The following is a 21,540-nucleotide window of genomic DNA, read 5'->3' as shown; positions in this document are numbered from 1 at the left end:
TCCAATTTTTGTTCAACGCATCGCGGGCAGAGACGTCGCAGCAGCTTGCAATTAGCCAGTCATTAACCATGGCCGTTTACGCTCCATAAACGATAAAGGCCGTTTGAGAACATATCGAACGGCCTCTCGGAGACCGGCGGCAAACCTGTTGATGCATCTTTGGCAACCACGTTTCGAAGCACCGCCTGGCGGCAGCTTCAGGACTGCGATCAATGTCTGTCTGGCGACAGCATTGCTCAGCAGCACTGTGTTTGCATTCCAGGCTTTCGGCCAGGAAACGCCACCCCTGCGTGGTGCTGTGCAGGAAAATGTGCTGCAGGCGCAAAACAACCCTTCTGCCCAGGCCGACAATCCCACAAATCCGCCTGTCGCGCAGACCGGCAATGGCATTCCTTCGCGGCCCTATGAGCCCGTCAGTCCGGGCGCGCTGCCGCCGGACGATGACAGCGGCAATCTCGGATTGTTCGGGGTGCCCAGCGATAATGGCTCCGCGCCATCCGGACCCGCCGACAATAGCGGCGGCCTCAATCCGGACTCGGCCGCTACTCCCGGTGAAACAGTGCCGGTCCCCGCCGAACGGCCGGCTGCCGGCACTCGTCCGGGTGAGCGCCCTGCCCGTGGCACGGAAGAGGCAACCGGCGAAGAGCAGACTGATTCGCTCGCCACCGGCGCAATCGAACAGGACAGGGAAGCCAACCCGCCTGCCGCACGAACCGATCGGGACAATCTTCCGGAGCCAGCCATCGAGCGGCGCACCCTGCGTCCCGACCCCGAACCGTTTGCGCCGCTCGGCATCAGAGCCGGCACTGTGACCTTGCGTCCGTCGATCAGCACGGGCCTGCGCGCCACGACCAACGCCGACAACAGTTCGGATGGCAAGGGCGCGCTGCTTTCGGAAACACGCCTGCGTGCCCGCGCCACCACTGACTGGGCGCGCCATTCTGCGTTTCTCGATTTCGACGGCCTCTACGACAAGACGATTTCCGGCGAGGAATATTCCGCGCCCAATGTCGGGCTGCGCGGCGGATTTCAGCTCGATCTGGGCGAACGCACCACAATGACCGGCGAAGCGGGCTATCGTTACCGGCAGGAGGACCCGAGCGATCCGACCACAATCGTCGGAACCTCAAACCGGCCTGCCGTCCAGGAGCTCGATGGCAGCCTCGGTGTGCGGCACGAGTTCGGCAAGTTCTTTGCCGATGTGAAGGGCAATGTCGACCGGACCATCTATGGCGACGCGGAATTTTCCGATGGCTCCGTTGTCAGCCAGAAGGACCGCAACAATACTTTTGCCAGCGTCGCTCTTCGTGGCGGCTTCGAAATGTCTCCGGCCATCAAGCCCTTTGTCGAAGTGGAGATCGGCAAGTTGATGTATGACGAAGCGGTCGATTCCAACGGCTTCCGCCGTTCGGGCCCACGCACGGGACTCCGGGGCGGTGTCGAGATGGATTTCGGCGAAAAACTCTCCGGTGAATTCGCCCTCGGCTATCTGCGCCAGGATATCGACGACGAACGGCTTGCCGCCGTCGATGGCCTCAGTGTCGATGGCTTGATCAAATGGTCGCCGCAGCGCGGGACCGATGTCAATCTCGGTCTTTTGACGCGCATCGAAGGTGCTACGGCACCCGGCGATAGCGGCTCGGTCTTCTATGAGGGCACGCTCGGCATCAAGCGGCAGGTCCGTTCGAATCTCGATGTCAACGCGCGGCTGATCGCATCGCTGCGCGACAACAAGGATGGTTCAGGCTGGGATAAGGGATTTGGCGCGGAAGTCGGCGCAACCTACTGGTTCAACCGTTTCGTCGGACTTGATGTCAGCGCCCGCCATCAATTCACCCACAGCGAAGTCGACACGCGCCAGACGGAAGAAACCAGTGTCTATATGGGCGTGACGCTGCAGAGGTAGGTTCCCTCCCCACGAGGGGGAGGGTTCGGTGTCGGTTCACCCCTTCTTGGGCTGGATCGTCTTCAGCATATTACCGATATTGTCGATAACACCATTGCGGATGTCATTGCGCCACAGGGCAAAGGCCACATTGGCTTCGACAAAGCCTTCCTTGGAGCCGGTATCATAGGTCCGGCCCTTGAAGTGGTAGCCAAAGAAATCCTGCTCTTTCGTCAGCTTCAGCATCGCATCGGTCAGCTGGATTTCATTGCCGGCGCCGCGTTCCTGATGCTCGAGAATGTCGAAAATCTCCGGCTGCAGAATATAGCGGCCATTAATGTAGAGGTTGGAAGGCGCCGTGCCCTTGGCGGGCTTTTCGACCATTTCCGTCAGCTCGAAACCCTTGCCGACAGGTTTGCCCTGGCCGACAATGCCGTATTTGTGCGTCTCGGCCGGATCGCATTCCTGCACGGCGATCACATTGCCGCCCGACTGATTGTAGAGCTCGACCATGTCGGCAAGGCAGCCGTTCCCTTCCGGCTGCATGATCATGTCCGGCAACAGCAGCGCAAAGGGCTCGTCACCGACGATATCCCGGGCGCACCAGACCGCATGCCCCAGACCCATCGGCACCTGCTGACGGGTAAAACTGGTCGTTCCCGGGCCGGGCTGGATGCCCTGCAATTCTTCCAGAATCCCGGTTTTGCCACGCTCGGCAAGGGTGGCGTAAAGCTCGTACTGGGCGTCGAAATAATCCTCGATGACCGCCTTGTTGCGGCCCGTTACGAAAATGAAATGCTCGATACCGGCTTCACGCGCCTCGTCCACCACATATTGGATGACCGGTTTATCGACGACGGTCAGCATTTCCTTCGGAATGGACTTGGTGGCGGGAAGAACGCGGGTGCCAAAACCCGCAACTGGAAAGACGGCCTTACGGATTTTCTTGCTCGTGGTCATTATTACCTCATGGTGTTGCATGCAATTATTATTACTTATTACTGTGGCATAAGCTCTATTGGATGCACAAGCGCACAATAACACTTCAAATTTGCGTACAATCCTCTACAAAATTGGTTCGAAACTTTGGGTCAGAGCCCATGGCTGCGCGCTAGACAATTTCGTTTCAAAAACCCAAAATGCATGCGACTGTAAAATAAATATTCATTGCCACTGTTAATGTAGCCAAATGACTCTCGTTTGACCGTGCATGGTAAACCAATTCCTAACTTTGAGGTGTGTAATTTAGCGTTTGACCCAAAAATGTGGCAACACAGTTCGAGGAGAAAACAGAATGATGAGTTCATCGGCTTTCGCCAGGCGCATTTTGATGCTTGCGGCAGCAGCGGGCCTTAGCCTTGCCGGCACCATCAGCAATGCCGCTGCCGATGCGAAGTTCCAGGCCTGGATAGCAGATTTCCGCGGGACGGCTATGAACAGCGGTATCTCGGCCTCCACCTATAACCGGGCCTTTGCCGGCGTGACCGAGATCGATCCGGAAGTTCTGCAGAAAGCCCGGTTCCAGCCGGAATTCACGGAGCCTGTCTGGGGTTATCTTGACAACCGCGTCAACGAGCAATCGATTACCACGGGCCGGGAGATGGCGCGCAAATATAGCCGCTGGCTCGGTGCGATCGAAAAATCCTACGGCGTCGACCGCAATATCCTTCTGGCTATCTGGTCGATGGAAACCAATTTCGGCGAGATCATGAAGCGCGACGATGTCATGCGTGATGCGGTGCGCTCGCTCGCAACCCTCGCCTATGCCGATCAGCGCCGGGCGAAATATGCCCGCACCCAGCTGATTGCTGCCATGAAGATCCTGCAGACCGGCGATATCGACCGCAGCCACCTGACCGGGTCCTGGGCGGGTGCGCTTGGCCACACCCAGTTCATTCCTACCAGCTATCTGGCCTATGCCGTCGATATGGACGGCAATGGCAAGCGCGATATCTGGAACTCGGTACCCGATGCACTGGCAACCGCCGCCAATCTCCTGCGCAAGAACGGCTGGCAGTCTGGCCGAACCTGGGGTTATGAGGTGGTTCTGCCCGCCGGACGCAAGTTCCCTGGCGGTTCGCGGACAATTGCAGAGTGGCAAAGTCTTGGGGTCGTTCGTGCCAATGGCAAGGCCTTTCCGCATGGCAGCGAGAAGGCCACGTTGAAAGTTCCGGATGGCCGCAACGGCCCGACTTTCCTGATGACGCGGAATTTCTTCGTGCTGAAGAACTACAACAATGCCGACAAATACGCGCTTGGCGTTGGTCTTCTGGCCGATCAGATTGCAGGCTCCACAGGCCTGCGGCAGGACTGGAATCGCCCCTTCACGCCGATTACAATGAAAGAACGCGAAGAATTGCAGTCGCATTTGCGCGAACTCGGCTATTATGATGGGAAGGTAGACGGAAAAATCGGTACCAGCTCCAGGGATGCCATCCAGGCATTCCAGAAGCAGATGGGCCTCGATCCGGACGGTCATCCAAGCAAGGAAGTGCTGACCGTCATCCGGAAGAAGTAGTCAACGGCTGATGCCGATTATCTCTCCCCTTGCGGGAGAGAAAGCGATTTCAGCATCCTTGCTAAGTGCTAGAAATCGCAAGAGAGGGGATATTGATGATTTGTAAATCCCCTCTCTTGGATTTTCTAAGGATTTAGCAAAGAGGCTAAATCCAAGTAAATCCTTTCTCCCCCACAAGGGGGGAGATATGCTTCCGTTGTCGGCGCAAATCGGGGTCACAGGACAAACGCATGGATTGCAATCGATTCTATCGCGCGGAATATATGGGCAGACACTCCTCGCCTTTCTCGCCCCTACTCCTATCCTTGGCTCTTGGCCTTGCAGGCAGCATTGTCTTTGTCGAAACCGCCTCGGCACGAACGATCCTCGATATGCTGTTCGGGCCGCGCGAGGTCTATCGCGAACCGACGGACAGGCTCATTGACGATGGCAGACGACGAGTCCGCCCGCCCGCCAAGAACCGGTCCATAAAGCGGGCAAGCCGTCCCCGTCCTGCTGTTCCGAGCAGGACTTCGCCGGAATCCGCGGCAATTGCTCAACAACCCGCCATTCCGGTCAAATTGCCCGATGCAAAGACCGTCCTCGTTGTCGGCGACTTCATGGCTGGCAATCTGGCGGAAGGCCTCGATGCCGCGTTCATCGATTCGCCAGGTGTGCGTATCGTCGACAAGGCTGATGGTTCCTCTGGCTTTGTGCGCAATGATCACCACGACTGGCCGGCATCGATCGGCAGTATGATCGAGACGGAAAAACCGGAAATCGTCGTGATCATGATCGGCGCCAATGACCGCCAGCAGTTTTCCGGCGGCCAGACATTGCTGAGCGACGAATGGACCAAGGAATATCAGACGCGCATCAATGCCTTTCTGGAGGCGGTCAAAAAGACCGGCCATCCGGTGGTTTGGGTGGGTCAACCGGCCTTCAAGCCGAAAAGCATCACCAACGACGTGCTGGCCTTCAACGAGTTCTATCGCAACGCGGCGGAAAAGGCGGACGGCAAGTTTGTCGATGTCTGGGACGGCTTTGTCGACCAGAGCGGCAATTTCACCTTGTCGGGATTTGACATTTCCGGCCAGACGGCGCGACTGCGCAACAATGATGGCATAGGCCTGACCCTCGCCGGCAAGCGCAAGCTCGCCTTCTATGTCGAAAAGCCGCTGCGCCAGATGCTCGGCAATGCAACTTCGCCGGACATTGCTGCAATCAAGCCCGGTGCGCCCGTGCAGGCCCTGCCCGACACACCGCAGGCCCCGGTGAAGGTCGACCGGCTGGCGCCGATCAGCCTCAACGATCCTGAGCTGGACGGTGGTACCGACCTTCTCGGCGCCGCGCCCCGGCCTTCGCCCGTCGCGGACAAATCTGCACGGGACCGGCTCGTCATCGACGGGATTGCGCCGGACAGCCAGCCCGGCCGTGTCAACGATTACTCCTGGCCAAAGCAATCGCGGCCCTGAAAAGCCGCGTTTCACTCAACGATTTGAACCGGCTTCCCGCCGCTTTTTGCTGTGGCCTTCTGCAAGGGCGAACGTGCATCCATAAAAACCGATACTTCTTCAAATCGCAGATAGCCATCGCGATCCCTATCGATTTCGGCAAAATGATCGGCGAGGAAGCCCCAGCCGGCATCGACTGCCCCTTTTTCTGTGAGCATCTGGTTTGAATGTTTGGTGGCCTCATCAAACTTGGCTTTGAGTTCGGCATCCATTTCCGCCTGCACGGATTCACGCGTCAGAGGCGTGCTCACCGTTCCGGCAGGATCCGGTGGGGGAAAGCCCATACGATCTTTGGCTTTCACGATAATCTGCTGATGTAGAGTGGGAGAACGCGGCATGGCGTCTGCAAGGTCAAATGCCGCACCTGTCAAGGCGACCACGAAAGCGAACATGACCAGCAATTGGTGAGAATGTTTCATGGTTTATCCTAGTTCACAACCATAGGGGACGTCGCAGGCGGCGAATAGGGCGGCGCATCATAGAACTTTGACCAACTCGTCCCGCAGGGGAGCTCGTGCTGCATTTGAATAATAGATCATGTGCCCCGCCTCAAAGGATTTCACCTGAATGCGCTCTGACAGATCTATCCCTGCCAGATCAAGTTCGGTCTGATAAAATGGCGTGACAGTGTCGTAATATCCATGCACCGAAAGCACTTTGAGCTCTGGATTGTTGGTCAAGGCCCGGGTCAAATCATCCAGGGCGTGTGTTTGCACTTTCGAGGGGTTGCCGTCCCTGCCAGCGCCCCAATCCCAAGAGCCTACCCATCCCACACTGGTTACCGAGGCGGATGCCGTATAGTAGGAAGTGTTGGAATAATTGAGGAAATCGGGCCGGAAATCCTTGAACAGCTCCTTTATCCCATCATCTTCAATATAGCTGAAGTGATAGGGTGGCTCCCCTGTTGTAGGTGATATGAATGAACGGTTCGAAATGGTCATACGAGCATCGTAGACGTTATATGTATAACCGGGCTTCAACACACCCATGATGTCGTCGGGCTTCATATTGGGATTATTTGCCCATTTTGTTACGGGGACATCCGCATAGGTTTGAAGACTGCTCAAATATGCCAGCCCAGGCGCTGTGGCTTTGTAGGCCGTCCAGTCTTTCGATGATCTTAGATATGTATCGACATTCGGCTTGTGCGTATCCCTGACAAAGTTTCGCAAGCTCTGGGCATAGTCCGCAATAGGGAGTGTTTGGCGTTTGTTGACAGGACGAAAAAAATCCGCCGTCATCGCATAGGTTGGCAATAGTCCCGCACAATAACCGGCCGTGCTGGCACTACAATTTGTCCTGTAATCCAAAATTGGCGAATGCAGGACAAAACCCGTAAGCACAACGGTTTTCCTGCCGGACGTATCGGCCTCGTAAACACTCGTCCCGGCATCTGTCAGTAATTTAGCGACGATCGGTGCCCTGAAGCCGCCATAGGACTCGCCATAGAGATATTTCGGCGAACTCTGGCGATTGTTTACATTGGTATAGCGCACAATGAAATCGCGCAGGATTTTTGAATCCACGTCCGTCCCCCAAAAACTCTTGTTCGTATGAGGCTTTATGGCTTGCGAGTAGCCGGTGCCCACCGGATCAACGAAAACCAGATCCGACTTGTCCAGCAATGTCTCTTCATCGTCGAGCAACTTGTACCTTGGCGTTTTGGTCTCTGCACCAGCAGGCACGATGGGCTCATTTGTCTGTACATATTTGGGAGCAAAGCCGCCCATATGCAGCCAGATCGATGCTTCTCCCGGCCCGCCATTGAAGAAAAACGTTACCGGCCGGTTTTCCTTTGGCAAATCGTCCCGCGTATAGGCCGTGTAGAAAATGGAAGCCTTCGCGCCCTTCATGGTCAAATTGTTGTCATAGGCGGTGAGATGGCCGGCACTTGCCGTATACCAGAAGGGCGTCTTGCTCGAATCGGCAAATGTCATCTTGTGGCGCTTGACCGCCGGTGCTTCATCGACGGCCTTGGGAAGTTGCCCGATATCAGCCGCATTGTATTTCGTTTTGTCGTCAAGTTTGTAATCTTCAGGCGCAAAGAGCTTATAGGCGTCTTCGTCCAGCCCCGCAGACTTGAGCATGTCCGCCGCTTCCTGCTTGAGGCCAGCGGTTTTCAACAGCTCCGCCCCTTCCTTGGGCTTGCCTGCTTTGGCCAGCATATCCGCTGCTTCCTTGTGCAGGCCGGTATCCATGAGCAATTTGACGCCCTCTTGCAGCTTTCCATCCGCCGTAAGCATGACGGCCGCTTCCTTGAAGAGAGCGGCGTTCTTCAGCAGATCGATTGCTTCCTGGGTGAGCCCCGCATCCTTGAGCAGATTGGCGGCGTCTAGCGGCTTGCCGTCCACCACCAGTTTCGACGCCTTGCCGAGGGCGGCGATCTTCGCATTGATGTCTGCGAGCAGTTTCTGCGCTACTGCGATCTCGCCCGGATTGTCCTTGTCGGTACGGGTGAGATCATCCAGTATTTTCCGCGCCTCTGCGATCGAACCGGGCTTGTTTGCGTCCCCATTGAGAATGGCAAGATCGTCCTCGGCTTTTTTGAGTTTCGCCTCCGCCTCCTTGATCGAACCCGGATTGGCCGAATCCTTTCGCGTCAGATCGTCAAGCTTCTGCTGCGCCGTTAACAGATCCGCAGTCTTGATCTCAAGCTCGACAGCAAGATCCCCCAAAGCCTTTTGCGCGGCGGCGATTTCGCTTGCCCGTGCGGCCTTCAGATCGTCCAGCGCCTTTTGCGCGGCCACCCGTTCGGCCTCGAGCTGAACCCGCTTCTGCTCAGCGGCCGAAACCGCGGCGTTGACCTTGACAAGCTCGCCTTTTGCCGTGGCCAAATCGGCGAAAGTGCTGTCCGATGTATCCGCATCGGTCTGAGGTGATTTGCTATCCGAGCCGTTGCAGGCCGAGAGGCCCAAAAGGGCCACTAACAACAAAAGTCTGAAAATCATTAGTGCTCTCAAAATTCGCAAAGGACGTCCTATGCGCAATTGTGAGCGGCAAGGTCAATTAGCCGAAAGTAGCAAATTGCCTATTATTTTATCCCGAAAGACTGAAGATTGTTTTTTAGGCAAATTCCGCACCTCCGCACCCGCATTGGTTGCAGGGTGTGGAGGTGCAAGTCGATGATCTTCGCAAAGATGCCGCTGCGAAGCGACAATCATTTCGCAATATAAAATCCGAGTGTGTGAACGCTTTTTGGACGGAATCGTCAGATTCCAGAAAAAACACCCGAAAACCATACGAGAATCGGCGATTCTCGTATGAGATTCTCAACCGGCGCGGGCGTTTTGGGTGCGCCGGGTTGAAAACTTATCTTGGCAGAACGGAAGTTCCCATCAATGCCGCGTCGATCGAATGCGCCGCCTGCCGGCCCTCGCGGATCGCCCATACCACCAGGGACTGTCCGCGCCGGACGTCGCCTGCCGTATAGAACTTGTCGACACTGGTGCGGTAAGTCTTGTCATCGGCTGCAACCGAACGGTTGCCACGGCGGTCGGCCCGCATATCGAGCGAACCGGAAAGTTCCTTGACGATATTGTTCTCGAACGGCCCCGAGAAACCGATGGCAATGAAAGCGAGATCCGCCTTGATGAAGAATTCCGTGCCGGCGATCGGCCTGCGCGCCTCATCGACTTCGCAGCACTTCACGTGGGTGAGCGTGCCGTTTTCGCCAATGAATTCAAGCGTTGCCACCTGGAATTCTCGGTCGGCGCCTTCTGCCTGGGAGGAAGACGTGCGCATCTTCGTGGCCCAGTAAGGCCATACGCTCAGCTTGTCTTCCTTCTCCGGCGGCTGTGGGCGGATATCCAGCTGAGTGACCTTGACCGCGCCCTGGCGGAACGCCGTACCGACGCAGTCGGATGCAGTATCGCCACCGCCCACAACCACGATGTGCTTTCCAGAGGCGACGATCGGATCGCTCGGCCAAGCGACGGAGTCGATGTTCTCGCGACCGATACGGCGGTTCTGCTGCACCAGGTAATGCATCGCATCATGCACGCCCTCGAGTTCGGCGCCGGGGATGCCAGCCGGACGCGGCGTTTCCGCGCCGCCGCAATAGAGCACGGCGTCGTAGCTATCGATAAGCTCTTGAACTGGCTTGTCAATTCCGACATTGACCCCGCAGAAGAACGTTACGCCTTCGCCTTCCATCTGGGCAACGCGGCGGTCGATGAAGTGCTTCTCCATCTTGAAATCGGGGATACCATAGCGCAGCAATCCGCCGGGACGACTCTCGCGTTCGTATACGTGGACTTCGTGCCCTGCACGGCCCAGTTGCTGTGCTGCGGCGAGACCTGCGGGTCCGGAACCGATGACCGCAACATTCTTGCCGGTCTTGGATGCGGCAGGCTGCGGAATGATGAAACCCTTTTCATAGGCCTTGTCGGCGATCGCCTGTTCCACCGTCTTGATGGAAACCGGCACGTCTTCAAGATTCAGGGTGCAGGCTTCCTCGCAGGGTGCCGGGCAAATTCTCCCCGTAAACTCCGGGAAATTGTTGGTGGAATGCAGGTTGCGGATCGCCTCGTCCCAGTTGTCATTGTAAACGAGATCATTCCAGTCCGGAATCTGGTTGTGGATCGGGCATCCCGTCGGCCCGTGGCAGAACGGAATCCCGCAATCCATGCAGCGCGCCGCCTGCTTCTTTACCTCGCTATCGGACATGGGAATGGTGAATTCCCGGAAGTGCCGGATGCGATCCGAAGCCGGCTGATACTTGCCGACCTGCCGGTCGATTTCTAGAAAACCCGTAACCTTACCCATAAAACTGCTCCCCTCGCCTCTCGGAGGACCACCCATTCCCGCTCGGGGTTTTGGGCAGCATTGGACCCCATGCCGAGCATCATGACGACGCTCGAAGCATGGAGCACGTTGACCTTATTCGGCTGCGACACCCATCCGCATGCGCTCCATATCCTCGAGCGCGCGGCGATATTCGACCGGCATGACTTTCACGAATTTCGGCCGGAAGGTTTCCCAATTGTCGAGAATTTCCTTCGCCCGGCCTGAACCCGTGTAATGCATATGGTTCGAAATGAGCTGCACAAGCCGCTCTTCATCGTGACGGGTCATATTGGCCGAAACATCGACGCGTCCCTTGTGCATGAGGTCACCACCGTGATGGTGCAACTTCTCAAGGATATCGTCCTCTTCCGGAACGGGCTCAAGCTCGACCATGGCCATGTTGCAGCGCTGGGCGAAATCACCAGCCTCATCAAGCACATAGGCGACACCCCCGGACATGCCTGCCGCGAAGTTGCGGCCGGTCTGGCCGATAACGACGACAACGCCACCGGTCATGTATTCGCAGCCGTGATCGCCTGTACCTTCGACAACAGCAATGGCACCCGAGTTGCGTACGGCGAAACGTTCACCGGCCACGCCGCGGAAATAGGCTTCACCCTCGATCGCACCGTAAAGCACGGTGTTGCCGACAATGATGGATTCTTCCGGCACAATTTTGGTGTTCTCCGGAGGACGGATGACGATACGACCGCCACAAAGGCCCTTGCCGACATAGTCGTTGCCGTCGCCGATCAATTCGAACGAAATGCCCCGCGCCAGGAACGCCCCGAAGGATTGGCCCGCGGTTCCAGTGAACTTGACCGAGATCGTATCCTCCTTGAGGCCCTTGTGCCTGTAACGCTTGGCGATCTCGCCCGAAAGCATCGCACCAGCCGATCGGTCGACGTTCTTGATGTTCATCTCGATCTTGACCGGAATCTTGCTTTCGAGCGCAGCCTTCGCCTGCTCGATCAGCTTGCGGTCGAGAATATCGACGATCGGATGGTTCTGCCGTTCGGTCCAGCGGGTCTTTTCCTCCGGCGCCTCAGGCTTGTGGAAGATGCGGGTGAAATCGAGACCCTTGGCCTTCCAGTGGTCGATCATCTGACGCTTCTCGAGCAGTTCCGCCTTGCCGACGATCTCTTCGAGCTTCGTGTAACCCATTTCCGCCAGGAACTGCCGCACCTCTTCCGCCATATAGAAGAAGAAGTTGATGACATGCTCCGGCGTGCCCTTGAAACGCTTGCGCAGGACGGGATCCTGTGTCGCGACGCCGACCGGGCAGGTGTTGAGGTGGCACTTGCGCATCATGATGCAACCTGCGGCGATCAACGGCGCGGTGGAGAAGCCGAACTCGTCAGCCCCAAGCAACGCGCCTATGATGACATCGCGGCCTGTCCGCAGGCCGCCATCAACCTGCAGTGCAATGCGCGAGCGAAGGCCATTAAGCACCAACGTCTGCTGCGTTTCCGCCAGACCCATCTCCCACGGGCTGCCCGCATGCTTCAGCGACGTGAGCGGCGATGCGCCCGTTCCGCCATCATAGCCGGAAATGGTGATGTGATCGGCACGCGCCTTGGCAACGCCGGCGGCAACTGTGCCGACGCCAACTTCCGAGACCAGCTTGACCGAGACATCGGCTTCTGGATTGACGTTCTTCAGGTCGTAGATGAGCTGCGCCAGATCCTCGATGGAATAGATATCATGGTGCGGCGGTGGCGAGATGAGGCCGACACCGGGCGTCGAATGCCGGGTCTTGGCGACCGTCGCATCGACCTTGTGACCGGGCAACTGACCGCCTTCGCCGGGCTTGGCACCCTGCGCCACTTTGATCTGCATCATGTCCGAGTTGACGAGATATTCCGTCGTCACGCCGAAACGGCCGGACGCCACCTGCTTGATCGCCGACCGCTCGGGGTTCGGCTTGCCATCGGGCAGCGGATAGAAGCGATCAGGCTCCTCGCCACCTTCACCGGTGTTCGACTTGCCGCCAATCCGGTTCATAGCAATGGCCAGCGTCGTATGCGCCTCGCGGCTGATCGAGCCGAAAGACATGGCGCCCGTCGAGAACCGCTTGACGATATCCTTGGCAGGCTCGACCTGGTCGATCGGAACAGGCTTGCGACCGGTATCGGACGCAGTTCTGATCTTGAACAGGCCACGGATAGTCTGTGCCTGCGCCGACTGGCTGTTGACCATGTCGGAATATTCCTTGAACGTGCTCGGCGAGTCCGTCCGCACGGCATGCTGCAGCTTCGCAACCGCATCCGGCGACCAGAGATGCGCCTCGCCGCGCATGCGGTAGGCATATTCACCACCGACTTCCAGCGTGCTCAGCAGGACCGGATCGTTGCCGAAGGCATCGCGATGGCGGCGAACCGTTTCTTCAGCGACTTCATTGAGCCCAACACCTTCGATAGTCGTGGCCGTGCCGAAGAAGAACCGGTCAACGAATTCCGACTTGAGGCCCACAGCGTCGAAAATCTGCGCACCGCAATAGGACTGATAGGTGGAGATGCCCATCTTGGACATGACCTTCAGGATACCCTTGCCGATCGACTTGATGTAGCGCGACACGACTTCTTTCGAGTCGACCTCCGGTGGGAATTCGCCACGCTTGTGCATGTCGAGCAGCGTATCGAAGGCGAGATAGGGATTGATGGCTTCCGCACCGTAACCTGCGAGACAGCAGAAATGATGCACTTCGCGTGGCTCGCCCGATTCGACCACAAGTCCGACCGAGGTGCGCAGACCCTTGCGGATCAGATGATGATGAACTGCGGCAACCGCGAGAAGTGCGGGGATCGGAATCCGGTCCGGTCCAACCTGGCGGTCGGAAAGGATGATGATGTTATAGCCGCCATGCACCGCCGCTTCCGCACGGTCGCACAAGCGTTCGACCGCACCGGCCAGACCGGCAGCACCTTCGTCTACATTATAGGCTGTATCCAGCGTCTTGGTGTCGAACCGGTCTTCCGTGTGACCAATGGAGCGGATCTTTTCCAGATCGCCATTGGTCAGGATCGGCTGGCGCACTTCAAGCCGCTTGCGGCGAGATGATCCGACCAGATCGAAGATGTTCGGGCGCGGACCGATGAACGACACAAGGCTCATCACCAGCTCTTCGCGGATCGGATCAATCGGCGGGTTGGTGACCTGTGCGAAGTTCTGCTTGAAATAGGTGTAGAGCAGTTTCGACTTGTCCGACATGGCCGAAATCGGTGTATCGGTGCCCATCGAGCCGATGGCTTCCTGGCCCGTCGTTGCCATTGGCGACATCAGGAGGCGCGTGTCCTCCTGCGTGTAACCAAAGGCCTGCTGGCGGTCGAGAAGGCTCACATCCTTGCGCAGCGCACGAGGCTCCACCGGGTTCAACTCTTCCAGGATGAGCTGCGTGTTCTTCAGCCACTGCTTGTAGGGGTGACGGTTGGCAATCTCGGACTTGATCGTGTCATCCGAAACAATCTCGCCCTTTTCCATGTCGATCAACAGCATGCGGCCCGGCTGGAGCCGCCACTTCTTGACGATTTTCTCTTCGGGTACGGGCAGCACGCCGGCTTCCGATGCCATGATGACGAAATCATCGTCGGTGACGATATAACGCGCCGGGCGCAGGCCATTGCGGTCAAGCGTTGCACCGATCTGACGGCCATCGGTAAAGGCAACCGCAGCTGGCCCATCCCATGGCTCCATCAGTGCCGCATGGTATTCGTAGAACGCCTTGCAGTCATCGGCCATCAACTTGTTGCCCGACCATGCTTCGGGGATCAGCATCATCATCGAATGGGCAAGCGAGTACCCACCCTGGAACAGGAATTCGAGAGCGTTGTCGAAACAGGCCGTATCAGACTGGCCTTCATAGGAGATGGGCCAGAGCTTGGAGATGTCATTGCCGAAATATTCGCTGTCGACCGAAGCCTGGCGCGCCGCCATCCAGTTGACATTGCCGCGCAGCGTGTTGATTTCGCCGTTATGCGCGACCATGCGGTAGGGATGCGCCAGCTTCCACGACGGGAAAGTGTTGGTCGAGAACCGCTGATGCACGAGCGCGACCGCACTTTCGAAGCGCGGATCCTTCAGGTCCTTGTAATAGGCACCGACCTGATAGGCCAGGAACATACCCTTGTAGACGATCGTCCGCGAAGACATGGAAACGACGTAGAAATCGCTCTCCTTGCCGCCATTCTCCTGATAGATGCGGTTTGAAATCACCTTGCGCAGGACAAAGAGCCTGCCTTCGAAATCCTCATTGGTTTCGATGTTGGGGTTGCGCGCGATGAAGACTTGCCGGTGAACCGGCTCCGTCGCAGCGATATGGGGTGCCTTTGACAAGGATGAATTGTCGACTGGGACATCGCGGAAACCGATCAGCGACTGTCCTTCGGAAGCGATAACTTCCGAAATAACCGCTTCGATGTGAGCCCGCTCATCCGCATCCTGCGGCATGAACAGGTAGCCGACGGCATAATGGTTGATGGCTGGAAGTTCGACGCCCTTTTCGGCCCATTCGGCGCGAAAAAACGCATCGGGAATCTGCACGAGCATGCCCGCGCCATCGCCCATCAGCGGATCAGCGCCAACCGCACCGCGATGCGTCAGGTTCTCGAGCATGAACAGCCCGTCTTCGATGATCTTGTGCGACTTGACGCCCTTCATGTGCGCAACGAAACCGACACCACAGGCATCATGCTCATTGCGCGGGTCATACAGGCCTTGTCGGGTTGGAATGCCAGACGATTTATTGGTTTTGACCGCACGAGTCTGTACGGCCTGAGCGAGTTCAGTCGTTACAGATGGCGTCAAATCCGACATCGTCAATTCCTCCATTTGAGCCCTTCGCGGGCGGTCACTATTTCATGGGACGGAATAGCATAATTCCAGTCCCGCTTTGGTGCGGCATATCTTCCGATTGCAGGCTGCGGTCACCATTATGAGGACGGAAGCAGGCTTGCTTACCATCCTCGTTTTCAGTTCGCGCAAATAGGACAGCAATGCTGTCTTATTGTCGTATGCCAGAATTATTCCAAACAAACAAGATGGAAAAGCAAAAAATATCAGCATTCGGCGAAATATCATTGCGCAAAACGCGCCAAAAGTATCCCGTTAGTTTCGAAACAGGAGGTTTCCGCTAAAAATCGAAGGAAAAACAGATGGTTCCACGTGGACAGGATTTGTCTCTCCCTTTTCACGTGGTGGCGAAAGGCGTATGCCTGTCCGCGTCAGTTCGAAATCCGAGGTCATTGATGCATTTTGCTTCCGATAATTGGGCCGGAGCCCATCCGAAAATTGCCGAAGGTTTGCATAAACACGCAGGCGGATTCGCAAGCGCCTATGGCACGGGTGCCCTGGATAAAGTGATCGAGCAGACGTTCAATGAGATTTTCGAGCGGGAGGTTGCGGTTTTTTTCGTCGCCACCGGGACGGCTGCCAATTCGCTGGCGCAGGCCAGCGTCGCGAAGCCGGGCGGTGTCACCTTCGCCCATCGCGAAGCACACACGATCGCGGACGAAGGCGGAGCGCCCGAATATCTGACTGGTGGTGCAAGGCTGCACCCAGTCGATGGATCGCTGGGATGCATCGAAATCGACAATCTGAGAAAAGCAATCGCTGGATACAACAATGTCCGCGCCGGCCAGCCAATGGCGGTTTCCATCACCCAGTTGACCGAGAGCGGTACGCTCTATGAGCTCAGCGACATCGCAGCCGTCTCCGCCGTGTGCCGTGAAAATGGATTGCCGCTGCACATGGATGGCGCGCGCTTCGCCAATGCACTGGTCTCGCTTGGGTGCTCTCCAGCGGATATGACTTGGCGGCAGGGCGTCGACATCCTTTCCTTCGGTGGCACGAAGAATGGCTGCTGGTGTGCCGAAGCCCTGGTGTTCATGGACCCGGCACGGGCCGCGTCCTTTCCCTTCATTCGTCAGCGGGCAGCGCAGCTCTTTTCAAAGTCACGCTTCATCGCCGCCCAATTCGAAGCCTATTTCGCGGGTGACCTCTGGCTCGATCTGGCACGGCATTCCAACGCCATGGCAAAGCGTCTCGCCGGACATATCGTTGCATCTAGCAAAGTTCGGCTCGGCTGGGAGCCACGCGGCAACGAGGTCTTTGCCATCATGGACAAACCGACTGCGGCACGATTGCGCGAGAGTGGGGCACTCTTCTATGACCAGAACCCGCCACATTCCGAAAGACATCTTATCGGTGAAAATGAAACGCTTGTCCGGCTGGTCACCAGTTTCGCCACATCGCCGGAAGAAATCGATCGCTTTGGCGACCTGATCGCATAAAAAAAAAGCGGCGCTTTCGCGCCGCTTTCTTACACTCGTACGACCAATGGTTTATTTCGCAGCTTTCGCTTCGATCTGCTTGGCTTCATTGTCCGACAAGGACGTCACAGCAATCTTGCGCGGCTTCATCTCTTCCGGAATTTCGCGTTTCAGATCGATGTGCAGCAGGCCGTTTTTCAGGCTCGCACCACTGACTTCAACGAAATCGGCGAGATGGAAACGGCGCTCGAAGGCACGCGAAGCAATCCCTCGGTAAAGCGTTTCGGCATTTTCATCGGACTTCTCGGTACCCTTCTCGCCAGTCACCTTGAGCTGGTTGCGATGGGCTTCGATCTGGATTTCATCCTCCGAGAACCCGGCGACGGCCATGGTGATACGATAGGTGCTCTCACCAGTCCGTTCGATATTGTAGGGCGGATAGGTCTGTGCACCTTCTGGCTGAGCCAGACTATCGAGAATCGTGAAAAGCCGGTCAAAGCCGACGGTTGAACGGTAGAGTGGGGAAAAATCAACGTGACGCATGGTTAAGCCCTCCTTCAGAGCGACAATGTTTGCGTGTTTTGGTTCCTGAACAGACTCCCGTACTGGCAAGTCTCGGTGAACCAGCGACCCCGATATGGCGGCCACAAGAGGTATTTGGTTAGGCCCAGCACCGTTTTCAAGGGTTTTTTGACGGCGGAAACTTTTGTGTGGACCAGGGTGTCGCAGCCCTGTCGATGAACGCAAAATGAACACCATCTTCGGAATACGTTCACCTCGATGCATTTATAACTGCACTCAAGGTTGGAAACGATCCGACATCACAGAGGATAAAGATAATGAAGAAAACCATTCTTGCACTTACCGCCACGGCGCTTCTCGTCACCGGCTTCGCTGCTTCGGCAATGGCTGACGGCCGCTACTACCGGGACGAATCGCCTGTTTATCTCGACAATCGTGGCGATGCTGATGGTTATCTGGTTCAGGATCGCCGTTATGACGGCTACCGCGATGACAGGCGCTATGACCGCCGCAATCGGTTCGGTCCCCGCGACGTCGCCCGCATGCTTGAACGCCGCGGATATCGCGTCCGTGATGTCAATTTCGAACGTGGCCGCTACTTCGTAAGGGCCGCACGCCGCGGCGCACCGGTTCTTGTCGTTGTCTCCCGTGGCGGCGAAATTCTCGAAACCCGCCGCATGGGTGGCGATCGTTATGGCGATCGACGTCAGGGTAGTGGTTTCAGCATCGAAATAAACCCGGCTTACTGAGTACTGAGTTAAAAAAGCCGAAATCGTTGCGGGTGTAACGTCCCTTCCACCCGGAACGTACTGACCGGAAGCTCCCGACAGAGTTTCCGGTCATTCTTTATCTTAGAACGGTTTGCGCTCTAATACTGGTTTGACCTTTGCACCGGTGCATTTTATCAGAAGATGGCGACAATGCACTGAAGCAAGCACGAGGACTGACCAGCCCAAATGATCCGCCCGCTTGTCGATACCGCGTCCAATCCCGTTCCGCATGGCACACGCGTTGATTCTCTCAATCTTTCGGACGGTAAAGAGCTGCGCTATGCGATTACGCCAGCAAGCACTCATCCTGTCCAGGGAACGGTTCTCATCCTGCATGGCCGCAATGAGTGCATCGAAAAATACTTCGAAACGGCTCGTGATATTGCTGCCCGCGGCTTTACGGTGGCGACATTTGATTGGCGCGGCCAAGGCGCATCCAGCCGCCTCTTGCGGGATCCCGCCAAGGGCTTCGTGAAAAGTTTTGACGACTATGCGGCGGATCTCGAACAGCTGTTCGAATCAGTTCTCCTGCCAGATTGTCGTGGTCCCTATTACATTCTGGCGCACTCAGCCGGCGCATTGACCGCGCTGCTGGCAGCGCCGGTCCTCTCCAACCGCGTCCGCCGGATGGTGCTGCTCGCGCCGCTGCTCGATATTAACGGCAGCCGTGCGAGGAAAATGGTAGCCAGCATCGCAGCCACCACATTGCGGTCAACCGGACTGGGCGGAACCTATATGCTGGGGGGGCCGCACGAGATAAAGCCCTTTGCCGTCAACGAAGTGACTTCGGATGCCGCGCGCTATCTGCGCAACTGCGAAATCCTCAAACAGGCGCCAGAGCTCGCCATCGGTGGACCGACGGCAAGCTGGATCGTGGCCGCAGCCAAGGCCATCAAGGAGGTCAACCGCCCGGAATTCATTGAAAAGATCCGGATTCCGATGCTGATCATCGCCGCCGGCGCTGACAGCGTGGTATCGACGCCCGCGATCGAACGCTATGCACTGCAATTGCGGAACACGACATTGCTGACAGTCGATGGTGCCAAGCATGAAATCCTCCAGGAAAAGGATTTCTACCGCGAGCAGTTCTTTGCAACCTTCGACGCCTTCATTCCAGGCACCGGAGGCGAATCGCTCTAGCATTTCAAGTCAGCGGTTGAGCAACTCCAGCGCTCGCGCATGCAGCTCTGGCGTGGCCGCTGCGATGATACTGCCCGCCTTTTCCGCCGGCCCGTCATCCCATGTTGTGATCACCCCGCCGGCCTTTTCAATAATCGGAACGAGCGCGACGATGTCATAAGGGTGGAGCCCCGTTTCGATAACCAGATCGACAAACCCGGCTGCCAGCATGGCGTAGGCGTAACAATCCGTGCCATAGCGCGCGAGCCGGACACTTTGTTCGACCCGGTCATAGGCGGCGCGCTTTTCATCTTTGAACAGCGCCGGCGTAGTCGTAAACAGGGTCGCTTCAGAAAGCTCGTGCGTCTTGCGTGTTTCGAGGCGGCGCGTACCGCCAGGCCCTTCATACCAGGAAGCTTCACCATCACACATGAAAAGCTCATTGGTAAATGGCTGCGCCATGAGCCCCGCTACGGCGTCGCCATCAATTGTCAGACCAGCCAGCGTACCCCAGACCGGGATGCCGGATATGAAAGCCCTGGTGCCGTCGATGGGATCGATGATCCAGACATGCGAGTGATCCAGGTTTTCTCCGCCGAACTCCTCGCCAAGAATGCCATGATCGGGAAAGGCCGCATTGATCAGTCTGCGAATCGCCTTTTCCGCCTCCCTGTCGGCCTCGGTCACCGGATCAAAACCGGTCTGATACTTGTTGTCGATCAGCGAAATATTGCGAAAACGCGACAGTGTTTGTTCAGCTGCAACGCCGGCAATCTGCTTCAAAAACGAAAGTTCTACGACCAAAATAGCTCCTTGCGATTAAAATATTCTCATTCATCTGCCTCGTCGGCTAATTTTTTGCATTTTTTTTAGGCACATAATAATTATGCACAAAAAACCACACAAAATCCTTGACATTTGTGCGACGCAGCATAGATTGGTACATGGACAGGGTGACCTGTCTATGCCCTCCTTGGGCGTTTCCTCCCTAGACTTGGGCCGCGCTTATGCGCGGTCTTTTTTTGTTCAAAGATGGTGCCCAGGGAAGACTATTCGGCCGCCAGCGGCGTATCAAGGAAATGAAAGTCCGGTAGCGAGACCAGATCCGCCAGGAACAGCCCGATATCACGCTGCAGCTGCTCGAAGCCAGGCTTCCTTTCATAGTTATGTTCATTGAGATATAGGCCGCGGTTCACTTCAATCTGCAGGGCGTGGAAGCATTTTAGCGGGCGCCCGTAATGCTCGGTGATATAACCGCCCGCGTAAGGTTTGTTGTGCGCAACCACATAGCCCATTTCCCTGAGGAGATGGATCGCCGCATTTGCAAGTTCCGGCGTACAGCTCGTGCCAAACCGGTCGCCGATAATGAAATCGGGGCGCATGCCGCTTTCAGGAAAGCGGATACCTGTCGGCATTGAATGGCAATCAACCAGCACGCCGTAGCCAAAGCGTTTCCGCGTGGCGACGAGAACGTCCCCGAGAACGGCGTGATAGGGCTTGTAGATATTGTTGATACGGCCCAGCGCTTCATCGAGATGCAGCTTCTGAGCATAGATTTCCTGCCCCTCCCCGACAAGGCGAGGGATCGTTCCAAGCCCGCCGGCGACACGTGCGGAATTTCCGTTGGCATAGGATGGCAAAGGCTCCAGGAACATTTTTGCATCGAGCTCATAGGGCTCGCGGTTCACATCGAGATAGGCCCGCGGGAAATGCGCAACCATCAAGGGCGCCCCAAGCATGACGGCCGCGGCAAACAATTGGTCAACGAAACAGTCTTCCGAGCGCCGGATCGTGTGCGGGTCAAGCTGTGATTGCTTGAGAAAGGCGGCCGGATAGGACTGACCGCTGTGCGGCGAATTGAAAACAAACGGAATGCGTTGATCGGCGGGTTGCCGCAGTTCATAAGGCAGGCTGTCAGGAAAATCGCGCTCGACGGTCATCATTCACTTCAAGGGTTCGCGGCAGGGACAGACGGACAGAAAGTTCTTCACACTCTAGTGCAACTTTCCCTCAGATGGAATTGATCAACCGCCATATGCAGCTAACTTTCTGATGTACACGATCTACTTCCAAAGAGCGTGATCATATGATCGACTGGCTACCTCGACATTTCGATCGTTCGCCCTTATTTTCGGGCAAATCATTCACGCGATCTTTACCAAAAAAGCGTTTTGTATTTAAC

At 56.7% G+C, this 21,540-nt stretch carries 14 protein-coding genes; 6 read left to right on the top strand and 8 right to left on the bottom strand.

Annotation, left to right across the window (positions count from 1 at the left end; genetic code table 11):
• Nucleotides 1-151: 151 nt before the first annotated feature.
• The gene (locus BLM14_RS02990; protein WP_099998021.1) at nucleotides 152-1,906 is read left to right on the top strand and encodes an outer membrane beta-barrel protein; all 1,755 of its coding nucleotides are present in this window, start codon (nucleotides 152-154) and stop codon (nucleotides 1,904-1,906) included.
• 36 nt (nucleotides 1,907-1,942) lie between these two features.
• Here the strand turns inward: BLM14_RS02990 and galU are convergent, their stop codons facing one another.
• Nucleotides 1,943-2,845: a UTP--glucose-1-phosphate uridylyltransferase GalU gene (gene galU, locus BLM14_RS02985; protein WP_099998020.1), complete on the bottom strand. Its 903-nt coding sequence runs from the start codon at nucleotides 2,843-2,845 to the stop codon at nucleotides 1,943-1,945.
• 370 nt (nucleotides 2,846-3,215) lie between these two features.
• Here galU and BLM14_RS02980 point away from each other — a divergent pair, with 370 nt between their 5' ends.
• On the top strand, nucleotides 3,216-4,403 hold the full coding sequence (locus BLM14_RS02980) for a lytic murein transglycosylase (protein WP_237143511.1): 1,188 nt from the start codon (nucleotides 3,216-3,218) through the stop codon (nucleotides 4,401-4,403).
• A gap of 230 nt (nucleotides 4,404-4,633) precedes the next feature.
• Complete coding sequence (locus BLM14_RS02975) at nucleotides 4,634-5,857, top strand: SGNH/GDSL hydrolase family protein (protein WP_237143445.1); 1,224 nt, start codon at nucleotides 4,634-4,636, stop codon at nucleotides 5,855-5,857.
• An 11-nt stretch (nucleotides 5,858-5,868) separates the two neighbouring features.
• Here BLM14_RS02975 and BLM14_RS02970 read toward each other — a convergent pair whose 3' ends face one another.
• From BLM14_RS02970 to gltB, 4 genes are all read right to left on the bottom strand, one after another.
• Complete coding sequence (locus tag BLM14_RS02970) at nucleotides 5,869-6,315, bottom strand: hypothetical protein (protein WP_099998018.1); 447 nt, start codon at nucleotides 6,313-6,315, stop codon at nucleotides 5,869-5,871.
• Between the two features lie 57 nt (nucleotides 6,316-6,372).
• Nucleotides 6,373-8,844 (bottom strand): S10 family serine carboxypeptidase-like protein, encoded by a 2,472-nt coding sequence (locus BLM14_RS02965; RefSeq protein WP_099998017.1) that lies wholly within the window; start codon nucleotides 8,842-8,844, stop codon nucleotides 6,373-6,375.
• A gap of 361 nt (nucleotides 8,845-9,205) precedes the next feature.
• A complete protein-coding gene (locus BLM14_RS02960; protein ID WP_099998016.1) occupies nucleotides 9,206-10,660 on the bottom strand; it encodes a glutamate synthase subunit beta in 1,455 nt (484 codons plus the stop codon).
• A gap of 114 nt (nucleotides 10,661-10,774) precedes the next feature.
• The gene (gene gltB / locus BLM14_RS02955; protein ID WP_100001000.1) at nucleotides 10,775-15,493 is read right to left on the bottom strand and encodes a glutamate synthase large subunit; all 4,719 of its coding nucleotides are present in this window, start codon (nucleotides 15,491-15,493) and stop codon (nucleotides 10,775-10,777) included.
• A 431-nt stretch (nucleotides 15,494-15,924) separates the two neighbouring features.
• Here gltB and BLM14_RS02950 point away from each other — a divergent pair, with 431 nt between their 5' ends.
• Nucleotides 15,925-16,968: a threonine aldolase family protein gene (locus tag BLM14_RS02950; RefSeq protein ID WP_099998015.1), complete on the top strand. Its 1,044-nt coding sequence runs from the start codon at nucleotides 15,925-15,927 to the stop codon at nucleotides 16,966-16,968.
• 51 nt (nucleotides 16,969-17,019) lie between these two features.
• Here the strand turns inward: BLM14_RS02950 and BLM14_RS02945 are convergent, their stop codons facing one another.
• Nucleotides 17,020-17,490, bottom strand: coding sequence for an Hsp20 family protein (locus BLM14_RS02945; protein WP_099998014.1), 471 nt, complete (start codon nucleotides 17,488-17,490; stop codon nucleotides 17,020-17,022).
• A gap of 296 nt (nucleotides 17,491-17,786) precedes the next feature.
• On the opposite strand from BLM14_RS02945, the gene BLM14_RS02940 reads away from it, so the two are divergent.
• Nucleotides 17,787-18,218, top strand: coding sequence for a hypothetical protein (locus BLM14_RS02940; RefSeq protein WP_099998013.1), 432 nt, complete (start codon nucleotides 17,787-17,789; stop codon nucleotides 18,216-18,218).
• 207 nt (nucleotides 18,219-18,425) lie between these two features.
• Nucleotides 18,426-19,379, top strand: a complete 954-nt coding sequence (locus tag BLM14_RS02935) for an alpha/beta fold hydrolase (RefSeq protein ID WP_099998012.1) — start codon at nucleotides 18,426-18,428, stop codon at nucleotides 19,377-19,379.
• 9 nt (nucleotides 19,380-19,388) lie between these two features.
• On the opposite strand, the gene hisN is transcribed toward BLM14_RS02935, so the two are convergent.
• Nucleotides 19,389-20,162 (bottom strand): histidinol-phosphatase, encoded by a 774-nt coding sequence (gene hisN / locus BLM14_RS02930; protein WP_099998011.1) that lies wholly within the window; start codon nucleotides 20,160-20,162, stop codon nucleotides 19,389-19,391.
• A gap of 245 nt (nucleotides 20,163-20,407) precedes the next feature.
• Entirely contained in the window at nucleotides 20,408-21,298 is an 891-nt protein-coding gene (locus BLM14_RS02925) for an N-formylglutamate amidohydrolase (RefSeq protein WP_099998010.1), read from the bottom strand.
• Nucleotides 21,299-21,540 lie beyond the last annotated feature (242 nt).

Origin of the sequence: Phyllobacterium zundukense (assembly GCF_002764115.1) — a bacterium.
GTDB classification, from domain to species: Bacteria; Pseudomonadota; Alphaproteobacteria; order Rhizobiales; family Rhizobiaceae; genus Phyllobacterium; species Phyllobacterium zundukense.
Note: the sequence above shows the minus strand (reverse complement) of the source record. Positions and strands in the feature narration are given on the sequence as shown.

Bases quoted from the DNA above. Each gene is read 5' to 3' on its own strand.
- BLM14_RS02935 (WP_099998012.1), top strand. From the start codon at position 18,426: ATGATCCGCCCGCTTGTCGATACCGCGTCCAATCCCGTTCCGCATGGC.
- BLM14_RS02975 (WP_237143445.1), top strand. From the start codon at position 4,634: ATGGATTGCAATCGATTCTATCGCGCGGAATATATGGGCAGACACTCC.
- BLM14_RS02990 (WP_099998021.1), top strand. From the start codon at position 152: ATGCATCTTTGGCAACCACGTTTCGAAGCACCGCCTGGCGGCAGCTTC.
- BLM14_RS02950 (WP_099998015.1), top strand. From the start codon at position 15,925: ATGCATTTTGCTTCCGATAATTGGGCCGGAGCCCATCCGAAAATTGCC.
- BLM14_RS02965 (WP_099998017.1), bottom strand. From the start codon at position 8,844: ATGATTTTCAGACTTTTGTTGTTAGTGGCCCTTTTGGGCCTCTCGGCC.
- galU (WP_099998020.1), bottom strand. From the start codon at position 2,845: ATGACCACGAGCAAGAAAATCCGTAAGGCCGTCTTTCCAGTTGCGGGT.
- BLM14_RS02925 (WP_099998010.1), bottom strand. From the start codon at position 21,298: ATGACCGTCGAGCGCGATTTTCCTGACAGCCTGCCTTATGAACTGCGG.
- gltB (WP_100001000.1), bottom strand. From the start codon at position 15,493: ATGTCGGATTTGACGCCATCTGTAACGACTGAACTCGCTCAGGCCGTA.
- BLM14_RS02945 (WP_099998014.1), bottom strand. From the start codon at position 17,490: ATGCGTCACGTTGATTTTTCCCCACTCTACCGTTCAACCGTCGGCTTT.
- BLM14_RS02940 (WP_099998013.1), top strand. From the start codon at position 17,787: ATGAAGAAAACCATTCTTGCACTTACCGCCACGGCGCTTCTCGTCACC.
- BLM14_RS02980 (WP_237143511.1), top strand. From the start codon at position 3,216: ATGCTTGCGGCAGCAGCGGGCCTTAGCCTTGCCGGCACCATCAGCAAT.
- BLM14_RS02960 (WP_099998016.1), bottom strand. From the start codon at position 10,660: ATGGGTAAGGTTACGGGTTTTCTAGAAATCGACCGGCAGGTCGGCAAG.
- BLM14_RS02970 (WP_099998018.1), bottom strand. From the start codon at position 6,315: ATGAAACATTCTCACCAATTGCTGGTCATGTTCGCTTTCGTGGTCGCC.